Here is a 16,308-nt window from a genome sequence, read left to right as displayed (position 1 = left end):
TTTTGTTAAAATATTCCCTTTCGTTTCCGCTAAATGGAATCTTCTGGGTACTCTAGCCTAGAGTATACCGCATAGAGGGCTCAAACGCAAGATTTAATTGCACAAATATGCAACTTAAACTTACAGTCAATCTGTGCACCCGGATGTAAATCCTGCCTTTTGTTGCGGGCAGGCCGTGAGTGTGGTACACTTTTCCCGGTATCCGCCTACCGTGCTTTCTCCCTGGGTTTGATTGACAGCAGGGGCAAAAAGCATTATACTTATTATAAATATCTCTAATTTTTAACATGATGCGCCAAAAATCCGGCAATTCTGCCATCCCGGGGCGGGGTGCGGCGCAGAGGAGGACCTTTTTATGGAGGGAACCAAACGCCGTGCCGCAAATTCGCTGGGCATGTTCGATCTGCTCAAGGGTGTCGGCATGCTGACCATCGTCTTTGCCCACACCGGTGAGCTTTACCCCATGGGCGATGCCAGCCACATCAACCCGCTGACCTTTTGCATGTTCGCCTACCGCGAATCCCTGATGGCGGCCTTTTACATTGCCAGCGGCTACGGCTTCCGCAAGCGCTCCATCGGCAAGTGCATCGACCAGCAGTTCAAAACGCTGCTCAAGCCTTACATCTATACAGGCATTGCCACCACCGTGTTCCATTTTATCATCCATTACAGCCTGTTCGGCAGCCTGCACAACGCCACCTACGAGACCTACAAGGTGCTGGGCGGCTTTGCACTGGGCCTGCCCCACACGGCCACCTATTTCGGCCAGCTGTTCTTCTCCTGCGGCCCCATGTGGTATCTGCTCTCGCTGATGATCGCATGGATCCTGCTGGATCTCATCCTGAATATCTTCCCGGAGCAGTACATAAACTGGGCGGTGCTGGGTACCATGCTGTTAGGCTGGGGCATCTGCATCACCTGGGAGGCCCCTTTTTGCATCGGTCAGGGCATGGTCACCGTTCCTGCCCTGTATGTGGGCTATCTTGCCAAGAAATATAAGATCTTTGATCAGCCCCTCTCGCCCCGTCTGCGCGGCGGGATGATCGCGGCGGCGCTGGCTGTGGCTGCACTGGTGCTTCTTACCAAGAGCACCGACTGCGTCTCGATGGCCGAGTGGACCCTCGGCCCCGTGAGCATCCTGCTGGATGCCGTGACGGGCCTGGGCATCCTTTCCATCGTCATCTGGTTCCAGCGCAGGGTGGAGAACGTTGTCACCCACGCCATCCAGGCCATTGGCCGTCGTTCGCTGTTCATCTTCTGCGTCCACACCGTGGAGCTCACGGCCATTCCCTGGTATCTGATGCCCCAGAAGTTTGCGGCTCACCCGGTGCTGGGCATGGTGCTGCAGTTCACCCTTTCGCTGGGCTCCACCCTGCTCATCTGCGAACTGCTGGTGCGCCGCCGGGACCTGAAGTTCTGGCTCACCTCCCGCCGGGAGCAGAAGGCGGCGGAAGCGCCCCGCCGGCGCAGCGCCCGCACCGAAGCGCCCGAGCGTCATTTTGCGGCAAAACACTGATTTTTTGCAGAGGGTGCCCCCTCTGCTGAAGTGAAATAATATTATGAGGAGAATCCGGTTATGAACAACGCAGCTCCTGAGAACACTGCGGCTCTGCAGGAAAAGATCGCCGAGCTGGAACAGCAGCTCAAGCTTTCGGACGAAGGTGTTTCCCATCTGGCAGAGCGCTGCCTTGCCCTGGAACAGAAGGTGCAGTCCTACCTTGCGGCACACCCCCAGCGCGAGATGCATACTGACTCGCCCACTCTGCTGCAGCCGCTGCTCTATTATGATGCAGGCTTCGGCTTTTCGGAAAAGGACACCCTGACCGCCCCCGACTGCACCACCGACGAGCTGACCGGTGCCGTGACCGCGACCTTTGAGCTGCCGGTGGCTGCACAGGCCCTGCGGTTCGACCCGGGTGAGCTGCCCTGCTGCATCACCAACCTGATCTTTTCAGATGACCGCATCATCTGCGCACCCACCAACGGCCTGAACCTTTCCGGCGGCAGCACCCTGTTCCTGGGCGATGACCCCAACTACCGGCTGGAGGGCACCACCCACTACCCCGCCGGGATGAAGCTGGTGGTGAGCTATGGCTACTTCCCGCTGGAGACCCTGACGGACGAGCCTTTGTTCTGCGCCGTGCTGCAGGGCGTGCAGCAGCTCCAGCTGCGCAAGGACAGCGAAAAGCAGCATATCCAGAGGCTGGAGCAGAATGCCGCGGCCCAGCAGCAGATGGTGGCCGCCCTGCAGCAGGAGATCGCACAGTTGTGCCAAAAAAACGCCGATCTGCAGGCCCGGATCATTGCCTACGAGACCTCGCTGGAAAGCGTGTTTTCCAGCAAAAGCTGGAAGCTCACTGCTCCCATCCGCAGCCTGATGCGTCTGTTCCACCGTGGAAACTGAGAAACGGAACGGAGGAACAGCCATGTATAACAACTACACCCCCCTGCAGCAGCGTCAGCTGGCCCTGCAGGAGTACAGCAACACCCAGAGCACCTACCTGCTGGTCTGCGCATCGGCCCGCAGCACGGCCCTGAAAGCCACACTGACCGACCAGCTCCACCGCAAGTTCCGGCTGGTGGACCGGCTGGACGGGGAACTGACCGCAAGCGTGGACGGCGTGCTTCTGGCCGCCGAGGACGTGGAGCTGATGTCCACCGCCCTGATGTACTTTGCCAAAGCCCTGCAGGATGGTGCGGATTACGCCGTCTGCAACGCTGTGTTCGGCTTTGGCGGGGCGACTGCCCTCTATCAGAGCCAGCCGCTGCAGGCGCAGAACCGCTGCGCCGTGGTCAGCCGCACCCTGCTGGAGCGCTGCCGCGCCGCCGCCCATGACCCCGAAAATGTGCCCGAGCTGCTGGCGCTGGCCGCGCAGCTCTGCACTAAGCCCACTCTCATCCCGCAGGCCCTGCTCCACTACGAGCGCGGCATCTGCGCCGAGGATGCGTTTTCGGCCCATGGCAAACGCGCCTTTATTATGAGCCATGTGCTGGATATGACCGGTGCGCCCATCGTGCTGGTGAGCGCCGTGCCGGTGCTGCGCAGCATGGGGTATGAGGTACTTGTGCTGGGCCCCAGTGACGGCGGCTCCCTGCATCTCTTCCTGGATGCCGGGGCCTCGGTCATCACCCGGTCGTCCTGCCGCAATGTCTCCGATGCCTGGGGCATGGCCCTCTGTGCCGACTTCGTCATCGTCAATACGGTGGTCATGGCCCGGGCCGTCCGTGCCCTGAGCGGCACCGCCGTACCGGTGCTGTGGTGGCTCCACGATGCCTTTGCAGGCTATCCCCACATTGCCCACCAGATTCCCACCCAGCTGGGAGAGAATGTCCGGGTCTACTCGGTGGGCAGCCACGCCGCCAACGCCATGCGCGCCGTGCGGCCCGAGTTCGAGATCCGGCCGCTCATCTACGGCCTGCCTGATTACGCGGCAGAGAACTTTGTCCGCACCGATCTGGGCTACAACCGCGGCCGCCCGCTGTTTGCCACGGTGGGCTCCTTTGAGCGCCGCAAGGGCCACGATATCTTCTGCAAGGCCATCCGCCTGCTGCCGCCCGAGGTACGGGAGAAGGCCTCCTTCCTCTTTGTGGGCCAGGCCGCTGACAAGGAGATGATGGACTCCGTCCGCGCCCTGACCGCAGACTACCCGGAAAACGTGTACTACTGCAAGCGGCTCACCCGTGACGAGATCAAGAGCCTGATGGAGCAGTGCACCGGTCTGGTCTGTGCTTCCCGCGATGATCCCATGCCCACCTTTGTCACCGAGGGTCTGATCTTCGGCAAGCCGTCCATCGTATCGGAGCACACCGGCACCGCCGGGCTCATCTCCGAGGGGCGGAACGGCTTCGTTTACCACGACGACGACCCGCAGCAGCTGGCTGTCCTGCTGGAGTATGCCATCGAGCACCCGGAAGAGCTGGCCTCCATGCGGACTGAATGCCGTAAAATGTACGAGCAGTATTATTCCAAGGAGGCTTTTGAGCAGACGCTCCGGGCTGCTGTGGAAGATCTGACAGCGAAAAAGTAACACAAAACCTCTCCGTCATTGCTTCGCAATGCCACTTCTCCTCATAGGAAAGCTGGCGAACGAAGTGAGCCGGAGAGGTTCTTTTTTATCATATCACACAAAGTGACGAGAAAAATTTTGTTTCAGTTCACAAAAGCAAGGCCCCGCTGTGTTATACTGCAAGCAGTATCGTGAAAGGAGCCTTGTCTCATGGAACAGACCAACACCCCCCAGCAGCCCTCCCGCAAAAAAGCGATCCTTTCTCTGCTGGTGTTGCTGGCGCTGACCTGTGTAGTGGTTTTCATCTTCAGCAGCCACTGGGCCGAGATCTCGACCGCGCTGGCCCAGCTCTCCCTCTGGCAGGTGCTGCTGGTGCTGGCCATCGGCCTGACATACCCCCTGCTTGAGGGAATCGTCTGCTGGCTCATCATCCGCTGCCGCCTGCCGGGCTTCACCCTGCGGCGCGGCATGGATGCCGCCTTTGTGGGCATCTTTGGCAACGTGGTCGGCCTGGGTGCCGGGGCTGTGCCCATGGAGTCCTACTATCTCTACCACTGCGGCCTGCCGCTGGGCCCCGGTGTGGGCCTGATGACCCTGCAATATGTATTCCACAAGACCACCGTTCTGCTCTATGCCACTGTGATGCTCCTGCTGCAGCACCGTTGGCTCGCCGCCAACACCTCCGGCGTGATGCACTATCTGCCCGCCGCCTACTGCGTGGTGGCGCTGGTCATCGTGGCGCTTGTGCTGCTCTGTGTCTCGCCGCTGGTGCAGCGGCTGGCCCGCTGGGCCATGGGCTTTCTGCCCAAAACGGAACCATGGCAGACCCGCCGGGAAAAGTGGCTGAAACAGCTGGACACCCTGGCCACCGAGAGCCGCCTCCTGCTGGCCGACAAAGGCCGCTGTGCCCGCATCCTTGCCATGCAGACCCTCAAGCTGTTTCTGATGTTCACCCTGCCGTGGTTCTGCATCCGGTTCATGGGGCTTTCCTGCGGGCTGAGCTTCTGGCAGGTACAGCTGCTCACCAGCCTGATGCTCTTCCTTTCCAACGCCCTGCCCAATGTGGCAGGCATGGGCTCCATTGAAACAGCCTTTCTGCTGGTGTTCAGCAGCTTTATGACCAGCGGCGAAGCCATGAGCACCCTGATGCTCTTCCGCATCGCAAGCTACTATTTTGTGTTTGCCGCCAGCGCCGCAGGTACCTTTGCGGCACAGAAGCATCTGGAGAACAGTTGACATCCTGCGCGTTCCGGCACTATAATGAAAGCGTACTCTCTGAATCTCTCTGGCCGCCCTGCTGTGCGGCCTGCCAAAGGAGAACGCCTTATGGAAAACAAAAGTCTCCGTTTTTATGCCATCATGGTCCTCTGGGTCGTGTTGTTCGTGCTGCTGTTCGTTTCCAACCGCCGCGTTGACCTGAAAACTGATATCAATAAAAGCACTTCCGTCTCTGTCAGTGTGGAGGATACCGTCAGCCTGAGCCCCTCTGTGGTCACCACCCGTGCCTATTCTGCGGGCGATGACACCTATCAGGCATTTTTCAAGATCCTGCAAAACGCGAGCTGCTACCAGAAGTTCAACCAGAATGCCCGCTCCTACTCCCACGACTACGAAGCGCATTCCATCACCCTGCGCTTTGCAGACGGTTCCAGCCAGAACCTGCTCTTCACCGTCTATTCGGACGGAGTCTGCCAGGTAAACGGAAAATTCGTCTCCCTCCGCTCCCCCAATGGAAACGCGGAGGCCATCTACCAGCTGCTGCGGGACGCGGTGGTGTAAAGAATGTTGTCCGCTCCCCGGGATGCGGCTGATCAACGACCGGGACAAAACAAAAATCGGGGCACTCAGGTGGTCAAGCTGAGTGTCCCGTTTTTGTTTTCATCTGCGCACAGTGCCGTACCAGAGCCCTGTGTGCCGCGCGGCGGATGCAGAGCAAACCAGAATGCTGCATCCTGCCAAGAAAAAGAGAGTATGGAATGGAGGAATGGAACGGAGCGCTTGCAGACGCGCCGTTTTTTGGTGCAGCGCGGTTAGAATTGGCTAACCAGTGCCGTGAGAACAGGATACCATAAGCGGTTAGTCTTGTCAACCCTCAATTTGCAATTTTTCCCGAAAAAGGTGTGCACCGCCGGGGTTTCAGCGTTTTTTCTACATTCTGCCCAAAGAATCCCCCTTGCTTTGGAAGAAAACCCACTTGTTTTCTATTGCTTTTTAAAGTGGTTCTTGTTATTATAGTAACGCAAGATTTTGTGGGCAGGTTTTCATTTTTGTCTACACCTTGTAGTCAGAGCTGCCGCAGACGGCAGTTCAAGACTGTTTCGCCCCCAGAAAGCCGCCTATGTAGTGCGGTTTTTCAAAGGCTCAGTAGTTAGAATGCGCTAACTTGCGCATGAAATGGAGCAAGGAGGTTCCAATGATCAATTTTGAACAGTGGGAAGGCTTTGAGGGCCGCATCTGGAAAGAGGAAGTCAATGTTCGCGACTTCATCCAGAAGAACTACACCCCGTACGACGGCGACGAGAGCTTTCTGGCTGGCCCCACCGAAGCCACCAATAAGCTGTGGGGTGCCCTGCAGAAGCTGCAGAAGGAAGAGCGCGCCAAGGGCGGCGTGCTGGACATGGAGACCGAAGTCGTCAGCAGCCTGACCGCTTACGGCCCCGGCTATATCGACGAGACCCTGAAGGATCTGGAGCAGATCGTCGGCCTGCAGACCGACAAGCCCCTGAAGCGTGCATTCATGCCCTACGGCGGCATCAAGATGGCAGAGCAGGCCTGCACCACCTACGGCTATCAGCCCAGCGAGGAGCTGCACAAGATCTTTACCGACTATACCCGCACCCACAACCAGGCTGTGTTCGATGCCTACACCCCTGAGATGAAGGCTGCCCGCCACACCCACATCATCACCGGCCTGCCCGACACCTACGGCCGCGGCCGCATCGTGGGCGACTACCGCCGCGTGGCCCTGTACGGCATCGATGCCCTGATCAAGTTCAAGCAGGAAGATTTCGCCAACTGCGGCGACGGCACCATGACCGATGATGTGATCCGCCTGCGCGAGGAGATCGCACGCCAGATCAGCGCCCTGAAGGGCATGAAGAAGATGGCCGAGGCCTACGGCTGCGATATCTCCCAGCCCGCCAAGAACGCCAAGGAAGCCTGCCAGTGGCTGTACTTCGGCTACCTGGCCGCCATCAAGACCCAGAACGGCGCTGCCATGAGCGTGGGCCGCATCTCCACCTTCCTGGATATCTACATCCAGCGCGATCTGGAGAACGGCACCCTGACCGAGAGCCAGGCTCAGGAGCTGATCGACCACATGGTGATGAAGTTCCGTATGGTCAAGTTTGCCCGCATCCCCAGCTACAACCAGCTGTTCTCCGGCGACCCCGTGTGGGCCACCCTGGAAGTGGGCGGCATCGGCATGGACGGCCGCAGCATGGTCACCAAGAACTGCTACCGCTTCCTGCACACTCTGGAGAACATGGGCCCCGCACCGGAGCCGAACCTGACCGTTCTGTACTCCTCTGCCCTGCCTGAGAGCTTCAAGAAGTACGCTGCCAAGGTGTCCATCAACACCAGCTCTGTCCAGTACGAGAACGATGATGTGATGAAGCCCGTGTGGGGCGATGATTACTCCATCTGCTGCTGCGTGTCTGCCACCCAGACCGGCAAGGAGATGCAGTTCTTTGGTGCACGCGCCAACCTTGCCAAGTGCCTGCTGTACGCCATCAACGGCGGCGTGGACGAGAAGAGCCACGAACAGTGCGGCCCCAACTATGCCCCCATCACCAGCGAGTACCTGAACTATGACGAGGTGCTTCCCAAGTATGTGCAGATGCTGGACTGGCTGGCCGGCCTGTATGTCAACGTGCTGAACCTCATCCAGTATATGCACGACAAGTACTACTACGAGGAAGCCGAGATGGCCCTGATCGACACTGATGTGCGCCGCACCTTTGCCACCGGCATTGCAGGCTTCTCCCACGTCATCGACTCCCTGAGCGCCATCAAGTACGCCAAGGTCAAGGTCGTGCGCGATGAGACCGGCCTGGCCACCGGCTATGAGGTGGAGGGCGACTTCCCCAAGTACGGCAACGATGACGACCGTGCCGATGAGATCGGCGTTTGGCTGCTGCGCACCTTCCTGGAGATGATCAAGAAGCGCCACACCTACCGCAACTCCGAGGCTACCACCTCCATCCTGACCATCACCTCCAACGTGGTGTACGGCAAGTACACCGGTGCTCTGCCCGATGGTCGTGCCGCCTTTACCCCCTTTGCACCCGGTGCAAACCCCAGCTACGGTGCGGAGCAGAACGGCCTGCTGGCTTCCCTGAACTCTGTTGCCAAGCTGCCCTACCACTGGGCTCTGGACGGCATCTCCAACACCCAGACCATCAACCCCGAGGCTCTGGGCCACAGCGAGGAGGAGCGCAAGGAGAACCTGGTGCAGGTCATGGACGGCTACTTCGATCAGGGTGCACACCACCTGAACGTGAACGTGTTCGGCAAGGAGAAGCTGCTGGATGCCATGGAGCACCCCGAAAAGGAAGAATACGCCAACTTCACCATCCGCGTCTCCGGCTATGCGGTCAAGTTCATCGACCTGACCCGCGAACAGCAGATGGACGTGATCTCCCGTACCTGCCATGCCGCACTGTGACTCTGTCGGTCTCGTCCACTCGCTGGAAAGTTTCGGCTCGGTGGACGGGCCGGGTGTCCGGTTCGTTGTCTTTCTGCAGGGCTGTGCCCTGCGCTGCAAATACTGCCACAACCCCGAAACGTGGAGCGCTGAGGGCGGCACGGAATGGTCTCCGGAGAAGCTGTTCCAGCATGTCTGGCGCTACCGCAATTACTGGGGCAAGAAGGGCGGCATCACCGTCAGCGGCGGCGAGCCGCTGCGGCAGATGGACTTCTTGACAAAATTCTTCCAGCTGGCACGCGCCAAGGGGGTGCACACCGCGCTGGACACGGCCGGTCAGCCGTTCCAGCCCGATGACCCCGCCTACCTGGCCGCCTTCGATACCCTGATGGCTTCCACCAGTCTGGTCATCCTGGATCTCAAGGAGATCGACCCGGAGAAGCACCGTCAGCTTACCGGCCGGGACAATGCCAACATCTTAGCCATGGCACGGCACATCTCTGATCTGGGCGTTCCGCTCTGGATCCGTCATGTGCTGGTGCCCGGCCTCACCGATGACGAGGAGGGCCTGCGCAGGACCGCAGACTTCATCCGCAGCCTGAAAACGGTGCAGCGGGTGGAGGTTCTCCCCTACCACACGCTGGGGCTGTTCAAGTGGCAGAAGCTGGGCATCTCCTATCCCCTGCCCGATGCTGTTCCCCCCACGGCGGAACAGGTCCGCCGGGCGGAGGAATTGTTGGAAGTGGCTAAGTACCCCGGCTGAACTGCACCGGCAGGGTGGACTGGGAAAGCTTCATCCTGACTTAAACAAAAAGAATGACCCTCTCTATCACGCTGACGTATGCCCGCTCCCTTTTTGGGGAGGTGGCACTGCGAAGCAATGATAGAGAGGGTCGTTTATTTTTCTTCACTTCCGGCGTGATACACCTGCAGATACACCCTTTTGCGCTCGGCATCTGTGTTCTCTGCCAGCAGCTGGCAGAAACGCTCATCCTCGAACAGAGCGACCACATTGGGCGCATAGCGGGTGCCGCTCTGGGCCCGCAGCTCTTCCAGCAGCGTGCGGAAGGGCTTGGCAAGGTTGTAGCACCGACCGATATTATCGGTGGCGGCATCCAGCGAGTCTGCCACGCTCAGCGCATCCACGATTCCCTTGATCTCCTCCGGGCAGGAGGGTACATCATTGGGATATCCGCCCTTGCCGTTGTAATAGCAGTGGTGATAGAGTGCCGCCGGGGCCAGCGTTCTTCCGCAGCCCATTCTATTCAGAATGGCAGCGCCGGTCCTTGGGTGGCTCTGGATGCAGAAAAATTCCTCATCCAGCAGGCGGCGGGCGTTGTTGTCGATGTACATCAGAACGGCACACTTGCCAAGGTCGTGGTACAGGCCGCACTCATAGGCCGTCTGGCAGAGCTCCTCCCGCCGGGTTTGCACCTCGGCCGCGCTCCTGCAGCCCAGCAGGCCAACCAGTGTTTCGGGCCTTGTCTCGATCTGCCGATGCAGCAGGGCACGGGTCAGCTCTGCCACCATCAGCGAGTGGACATAGGTCGGCTTGTGCCCGGCCAGGATACTGCCCAGCATCCGGCGGTTCGCCGTTTCATCTGAGCTGGAACTGATCTTGCTCAACTCCCAGGCGGCAGAGCTTACCACACGGGGATACTGACTGGCCGGCATCTGTTCCAGATACTGATACGCAGAACGGCGTACCTGCTCCACGGTTGCACGATACCTCTGTGCTCCCGTCTCGTCCAGACGTTCTGCATAGACCGAAAGATAGGCCGCCAGAATCAGCTTCCGGTTGATGGCCTCGGCAGAATAATCATCCTGCGCCACATTTCCCGCCGATTCCAGAAGGATCTTGACCACGTCTTCCAGGCTGCCCACCCCGGCATGGTAGCGGGCAGCGGCGTAAAAATAGGGCACCCGCCAGTTCTGCAGGCGTGCATCCGGGCCCTTGTGTTTCTTCTTGTGCGTCCAGATGTATTCCGCCGATTCCAGCACCTGCCGCGCCACCTCGGGATCTTCCTCCTGCCGCAGGTGGATCAGCAGGGTCATGCGGTCCATGTGCATGGAATAGATATAGCTTTCCCAGGGGAACTCCGGGTCCAGTGCATGGTAATGCGCAGACTGGATGATGTCCATTGCGCGGCGGAACCGCTCCAGATACCGGCGGCTTTCCTCGTGGGTGCCGCGGGACATCCCCAGCCGGGTGTTGCCCACACAGCGGATGAGATACTGCCGGGTATTCCTGTCCAGCTGTTCATACTGTGACATGGATTCAGCAGCTTCCGTAAAATAGACCTGGATCGCATCTCCCAACAGGTTGATGCCAGTTCCCTCATCCCGGACGTTCATATAATGCAGGGTGATGCCTGTGTAGTACAGCTCCCTGACGATCATGGGCACGTCTTTCCGGCTGCGGGCCGCTGCCAGCAGCAGCTGATGCACCTTGAACGCCACGCCCATATCCTCACTGTTCGCATAGTTGAACAGCCTGCCCGCAAAGGCACTCAGTCCCTGGATATCCGTTTCGGTCAGGGAGGCAGGGTCGCGGTCGTAGACAAACTGCGCCAGCAGTGCCTCATTCTGCCGCATCAGGGCGTTGCATCTCAGCGCGTTGGTCTGGATCTCTTCCAGCACGGCAGCGGGAGCCTTGCCCTCCGGAAAGCTGGGCCGGGAGATCGAGCGCACAACGCGCAGATTCCGAATATACTGTTCAAAGGCCTCTGCCTGCGTGCACTCCATCTCATCAGCCCCTTTTGTCGAAGTCTGTCGTTCGATTTGAAACTATAATTCAGTATACGGCATTTTTCGGCAAAAATCAACTGATTTTCGCAGATTTTTTAGCCCCCCCCCCCCGAATATTTTATGCATTCATACGTTACTTTTTGTATAAAATGCACTTCCACCGGGGGATCGGGTGCGCTTGATTTATGAAATTGCTTCCGGCAGCTGCATCCATTTGCCCTTCCAGGCGTAGAGCACCATCAACACTGCACCCACAGCCCAGGACACCGGGTAGACCAGCAGCACACCCTCGATGCCCGCAAACAGGGGCAGGGCAAACTGGATCCAGACGATGCGGAACAGGCACAGGGAGATCAGCAGCACCACCATGGGCGGCACGCTCTTGCCGGTGCCGCGCACCGTACCGGCAAGGCCCTGCAGGATGCCCAGCATCCAGTAGAAGGGACAGAAATAGATCATACAGATCTTTCCGTAGGCAATGACCATTTCATCGCCGGTGAACAGGTGCATGATGGGGTCCTGGAAGGCGAGCAGCAGGATACCGGTCAGGATGGTGTAAACGATGCACATGCCCAGGGTGACAAAGGTGCCCTTTTTGACACGGTCGATCTTGCCCGCACCAAAGTTCTGGCCCACAAAGGTGGTGGCTGCCATGCCGAAGCTCAGCACAGGCAGAATGTTGAAGCCATCCACCTTCATATAGGCGGCAAAGCCTGCCATGGCAGCGGCACCATAGCCGTTGACGCTGACCTGCACCAGCACATTGGAAAGGGAGATGACCATATTCTGGATACCGGTGGGCAGGCCCACCTTGATGATGCGGACCGCCATCTTTTTGTGCACGCGCACTTCCTTTGCCGTCACGCGGTAATCGTCCTCCACCCGCATCAGAAAGCGCAGGGAGAGCACACAGGACACCAGCTGGCTGATATCGGTGGCAATGGCCGCACCGGCCACGCCCATCTTGCATCCGGCGATCAGGACAAGGTCGAGGACGATGTTGGTGATGGAGGCAACGCCCAGGTAGAGCAGGCTCCGCTTGGAGTTGCCGGCGGCGTTCAGGATACCGGCCGCCATGTTATACACCACGCTGAACAGCACGCCGCCAAAATAGAGCCGTATATAGAGCACCGCATCCTCCAGCACCTCTGCGGGGGTGTTCATGGCGGTGAGCAGGGCCCGGCTGACGGCAATGCCGCACACAGTCAGGATCGCACCCAGAATGGCCGAAAGGGCCAGCGAGGTGTGAACTGCAGTGTGCGCGCCCTCCCTGTCCTTGGCTCCCAGAAACTGGGACACCACGACACCGGCACCCACGGCAATGCCCTGGCTGAACCCGATGAGCAGGAAGATGGGCGAGCCGCTGGAGCCGACGGCTGCCAGCGCGTTGCTGCCCACAAAGTTGCCCACGATGATGGAATCGGCGGTGTTGTACAGCTGCTGCAGCATGTTGCCCAGGATCAGCGGCACCGAGAAGAGCAGGATGCTCTTCCAGATGCTGCCCTCTGTCATCAGCCGTGATTTTTTCTTTTCTTCTAAAATCGTCTGTGCCATAATGCTTCCTTTTTCACGCAAAGCTTCAACTCATATATCAATCGTCATACAGATAAACGATACCTTGTTTCTGCCAAAAAGTCAAGCAAAAGCGTAAAAAGGGGCGTTTGTACCGGTTCCACCCTATTTCCACCCTATTTCCACCCTCTTGCCGCTGGGTCCTGCATCTCGGCGGCAGAGTAGACCAGGGCGTTGCAGACTGCAGCGGCCACGGTGCTGCCGCCCTTGCGGCCCATGGCTGCGATGGCAGGCACGTCGTGGGCTGCACAGGCGGCAAACAGCGCTTCCTTGCTTTCCACCACGTTCACAAACCCCACCGGCACGGCAATGACCAGGGCAGGCCGCAGCCCGGCCTCGATCTCTTCCGCAATGGTCAGCAGGGCGGTGGGGGCATTGCCCACCGCGAGAATGGCCCCGGGGTGCTCCTGCGCCGCGCGGTGCATGGAGGCCACTGCCCGGGTGGTTCCGGTCTCGGCTGCGATCCGCGCCACCTCAGGGTCCGCCATATAGCAGAGGGCACTGCCGCCCAGCCGGGCAAGGGCAGGCTTGGAAATGCCCGAAAGTGCCATGTTGGTGTCGGTGATGATAGGGGTCCCGGCCCGCAGGGCGGCCACACCTGCTGCCACAGCCCCCGGCGTGAAGCGCAGATTTTTTGCATAGTCAAAGTCGGCGGTGGTGTGGATGACCCGCTTGACCACAGCGGCAGTCTCGGGCGGCGGGGTCAGGCCCTGCGCTTCCAGCTCTGCCGTGATGATGGAAAGGCTTGTCCGCTCAATGTCGGCGGGCAGATGATGTTGTGGGATCATTGTGCATTCCTCCGCGGGTTCTCCAACCCCATGGCCGCGTAAACGGCATCCAGATCCAGCGCGCCGCGCACGCCATCGGCCAGCAGGTCAAACTGCTGCTGGCGGTACTGCTCCATCGGGATGAGGGCGGCACTGTCCGGCGCAATGCCCTTGCGCCGGCAGAGCAGGGCCACCAGCTTCTCGGTGAGTTCCCCGGTATCAAACAGGCCGTGCAGGTAGGTGCCGAACACATTGTCCTGCACGCAGCCCTCGGGTGTGCCGTCTGCCAGTGTGCAGAAGGGCACACCCTGCACCTCAGTGCGGCCGGTGTGGATCTGATATCCGGTCAGGGCCGCACCCGCAAAGGGGGCGGCGGTCACGGCGGCAGTGTCCTGGGTGCGGTGCTTCTGGCCGGTAAAGACCGTGCGGGTGGGCAGCAGCCCCAGCCCCCGCACGGTCTGCACCGTACCGCTCTCCGTGCCCTCAGGGTCGGCCAGCGTCTCGCCCAGCATCTGATACCCGCCGCAGACCCCCAGCACCGGCGTGCCGCCGGCCGCCAGCTTCAACAGGGCTACTTCCAGCCCGGACTGCCGCAGCCAGAGCAGGTCATCCACCGTGTTCTTGGTGCCGGGCAGGATGATGAGATCCGGTGTGCCCAGCTGGCGGGTATTCTGCACATACCGCACGCCCAGCAGCGGGTGCTGCTCCAGCGGCATAAAATCGGTAAAGTTAGAGATGTGCGGCAGGCGGAGGATGGCCGCATCCAGCGGGTGGACCGTTCTGCCCGCATCCAGCCGGGTGGAAAGGGAGTCCTCGTCCTCAATGTCCACCTTCAGGTAGGGCACGACCCCCAGCACCGGCAGCTGCGTTTTCTCTTCCAGCATCGCAAGGCCGGGGCGCAGGATCTCCACATCGCCGCGGAATTTATTGATGAGCAGCCCCTTGATGCGGGCGCGCTCCTCCGGCTCCAACAGCGCCACCGTGCCGTACAGCTGGGCAAACACACCGCCCCGGTCGATATCGCCCGCCAGCAGAACGGGGGCATCCACCAGCCGGGCAAGGCCCATGTTGACGATATCATCCGCCTTCAGGTTGATCTCCGCCGGGCTTCCGGCCCCCTCAATGACGATGATGTCCACGGTTTCGGCCAGACTGTTGTAGGCCGAGAGGATCTCCGGGATGAGCGCTCTTTTCATTTTGAAGTAGGCGGCGGCGGGCATCTGGCCCCGCACCTCGCCGTTCACGATGACCTGACTGCCCACGTCACTGCTGGGCTTGAGCAGGATGGGGTTCATCCGCACATCCGGCTCGATGCCTGCGGCCTGCGCCTGCACCACCTGTGCCCGGCCCATTTCCAGCCCATCCCGGGTGACAAAGCTGTTCAGCGCCATGTTCTGGCTCTTGAAGGGAGCCACGCGGTAACCGTCCTGCGCAAAAATGCGGCAGAGGGCGGCGCACAGCAGGCTTTTGCCTGCACCGCTCATGGTTCCCTGCACCATGATGCACTTTGCCTTGCTCATTCCAGCACCTCCGCAAGAAGTTTCAAAAGCTGTTCGTTTTCAGGCCCGGTGCGCACGGCGGTGCGGTACCAGCCGGGGCCCAGCCCGGGGTAGTTCGCACAGCTGCGCAGCACAGCGCCCCTTTGCCGCAGAGCTTCTCCCAGCGTCTCCGGGGCCTGAAACAGCAGGTAATTTGCTCTGCCGTCCAGCACCCGCAGGCCCAGCGCCCGCAGCCCGGCCGCCAGGCGGGGCCGCTGTTCGGCAATGAGGGCCCGGACATTTTCCACATACGCTGTCTCCTCCAGTGCGGCAAGGCCCGCCGCCTGCGCCAGACTGGACACGCCCCAGGGCTGGCCGCAGGCCTGCATCTGTTCCAGCAGCGCTGTGTCGGCACTCAGGGCATAGCCCAGCCGCACGCCCGCCATGCCGTAAAGCTTAGTAAAGGCTTTCAGGATGACCAGTTCTCCCTCTCCCAGCAGGCCTTTTGCCGTGTGCAGGGCATGGTCCGGCAGGAAATCGAGGAAGCATTCGTCCACCACCAGCAGGGTGCCGCACGCCGCACAGCGGCGGAGGATCTGCTCCACCAGCGGCAGGGCCGTCAGCTGGCCGGTGGGGTTGTTGGGCTGGCAGAGAAACACCATGTCCACCCCCGGGCGGATGGCCGCACAGAACGCATCCGTGACCGCAAAGTCCTCCTGCTCCCGCAAAAAGAAGCGTTCCACCGTGCAGCCGATGCTTTCCAATGCAGTGGCATACTCCGCAAAGGTGGGTGCGGTGACCAGCGCCCGGCGGGGCTTTTGGGCCCAGACCAGCCGGAAGATAAGGTCGGCCGCCCCATTGCCGCAGAGGATCTGCTCTGCCGGCACGCCCTCATGGAGCGCCAGCCTTGCCCGCAGCTCCCGGCACAGGGGATCGGGGTAGCGGTCCGCCGTGGGCAATGCCGCCGTGATGGCCCGGGCCACCCCTTCCGGCAGGCCCAGCGGGCTGACGTTGGCCGAAAAATCCAGCGCGTCCCGCCCGAACTCGGCCCGATACCCGGCCCAATCGCCGCCATGTACTAGTTGCATGTT

General features: G+C 60.4%; 12 protein-coding genes. 7 read left to right on the top strand and 5 right to left on the bottom strand.

What is annotated here, in order from left to right; translation table 11 throughout:
• The first annotated feature begins 355 nt into the window (after nt 1-355).
• The 7 genes from D3F01_RS11365 (at nt 356) to pflA (ending at nt 9,415) form a co-directional block, all read left to right on the top strand.
• Nucleotides 356-1,516, top strand: a complete 1,161-nt coding sequence (locus tag D3F01_RS11365; protein ID WP_242888821.1) for an acyltransferase — start codon at nt 356-358, stop codon at nt 1,514-1,516.
• A 60-nt stretch (nt 1,517-1,576) separates the two neighbouring features.
• Complete coding sequence (locus D3F01_RS11360) at nt 1,577-2,404, top strand: hypothetical protein (RefSeq protein WP_242888820.1); 828 nt, start codon at nt 1,577-1,579, stop codon at nt 2,402-2,404.
• A 22-nt stretch (nt 2,405-2,426) separates the two neighbouring features.
• A complete protein-coding gene (locus tag D3F01_RS11355) occupies nt 2,427-4,028 on the top strand; it encodes a glycosyltransferase (protein ID WP_242888819.1) in 1,602 nt (533 codons plus the stop codon).
• Nucleotides 4,029-4,217: 189 nt separating this feature from the next.
• Nucleotides 4,218-5,243, top strand: coding sequence for a lysylphosphatidylglycerol synthase domain-containing protein (locus D3F01_RS11350; protein ID WP_242888818.1), 1,026 nt, complete (start codon nt 4,218-4,220; stop codon nt 5,241-5,243).
• 90 nt (nt 5,244-5,333) lie between these two features.
• Nucleotides 5,334-5,786, top strand: a complete 453-nt coding sequence (locus tag D3F01_RS11345; RefSeq protein WP_242888817.1) for a hypothetical protein — start codon at nt 5,334-5,336, stop codon at nt 5,784-5,786.
• Between the two features lie 634 nt (nt 5,787-6,420).
• Nucleotides 6,421-8,673: a formate C-acetyltransferase gene (gene pflB / locus D3F01_RS11340; protein WP_117534012.1), complete on the top strand. Its 2,253-nt coding sequence runs from the start codon at nt 6,421-6,423 to the stop codon at nt 8,671-8,673.
• Nucleotides 8,660-9,415, top strand: coding sequence for a pyruvate formate-lyase-activating protein (pflA, locus tag D3F01_RS11335; protein ID WP_242888816.1), 756 nt, complete (start codon nt 8,660-8,662; stop codon nt 9,413-9,415). The genes pflB and pflA overlap by 14 nt, the downstream gene beginning before the upstream one ends.
• Nucleotides 9,416-9,549: 134 nt before the next feature.
• Here pflA and D3F01_RS11330 read toward each other — a convergent pair whose 3' ends face one another.
• From D3F01_RS11330 to D3F01_RS11310, 5 genes are all read right to left on the bottom strand, one after another.
• Nucleotides 9,550-11,397: an HD domain-containing protein gene (locus D3F01_RS11330; protein ID WP_242888814.1), complete on the bottom strand. Its 1,848-nt coding sequence runs from the start codon at nt 11,395-11,397 to the stop codon at nt 9,550-9,552.
• A gap of 186 nt (nt 11,398-11,583) precedes the next feature.
• A complete protein-coding gene (locus tag D3F01_RS11325) occupies nt 11,584-12,954 on the bottom strand; it encodes an MATE family efflux transporter (protein ID WP_242888812.1) in 1,371 nt (456 codons plus the stop codon).
• 134 nt (nt 12,955-13,088) lie between these two features.
• Nucleotides 13,089-13,760, bottom strand: a complete 672-nt coding sequence (locus D3F01_RS11320; RefSeq protein ID WP_242888810.1) for a precorrin-8X methylmutase — start codon at nt 13,758-13,760, stop codon at nt 13,089-13,091.
• Nucleotides 13,757-15,259, bottom strand: coding sequence for a cobyric acid synthase (locus D3F01_RS11315; RefSeq protein ID WP_242888808.1), 1,503 nt, complete (start codon nt 15,257-15,259; stop codon nt 13,757-13,759). The genes D3F01_RS11320 and D3F01_RS11315 overlap by 4 nt, the downstream gene beginning before the upstream one ends.
• Nucleotides 15,256-16,305: an aminotransferase class I/II-fold pyridoxal phosphate-dependent enzyme gene (locus tag D3F01_RS11310; RefSeq protein WP_242888806.1), complete on the bottom strand. Its 1,050-nt coding sequence runs from the start codon at nt 16,303-16,305 to the stop codon at nt 15,256-15,258. The genes D3F01_RS11315 and D3F01_RS11310 overlap by 4 nt, the downstream gene beginning before the upstream one ends.
• Between the last annotated feature and the right edge of the window lie 3 nt (nt 16,306-16,308).

The organism is Faecalibacterium sp. BCRC 81149 (assembly GCF_022750605.1).
In the GTDB taxonomy this organism is placed as follows: domain Bacteria; phylum Bacillota; class Clostridia; order Oscillospirales; family Ruminococcaceae; genus Faecalibacterium; species Faecalibacterium duncaniae.
The sequence above is the reverse complement of the archived record's forward strand: the minus strand, read 5'-3'. Positions and strand labels throughout refer to the sequence as shown.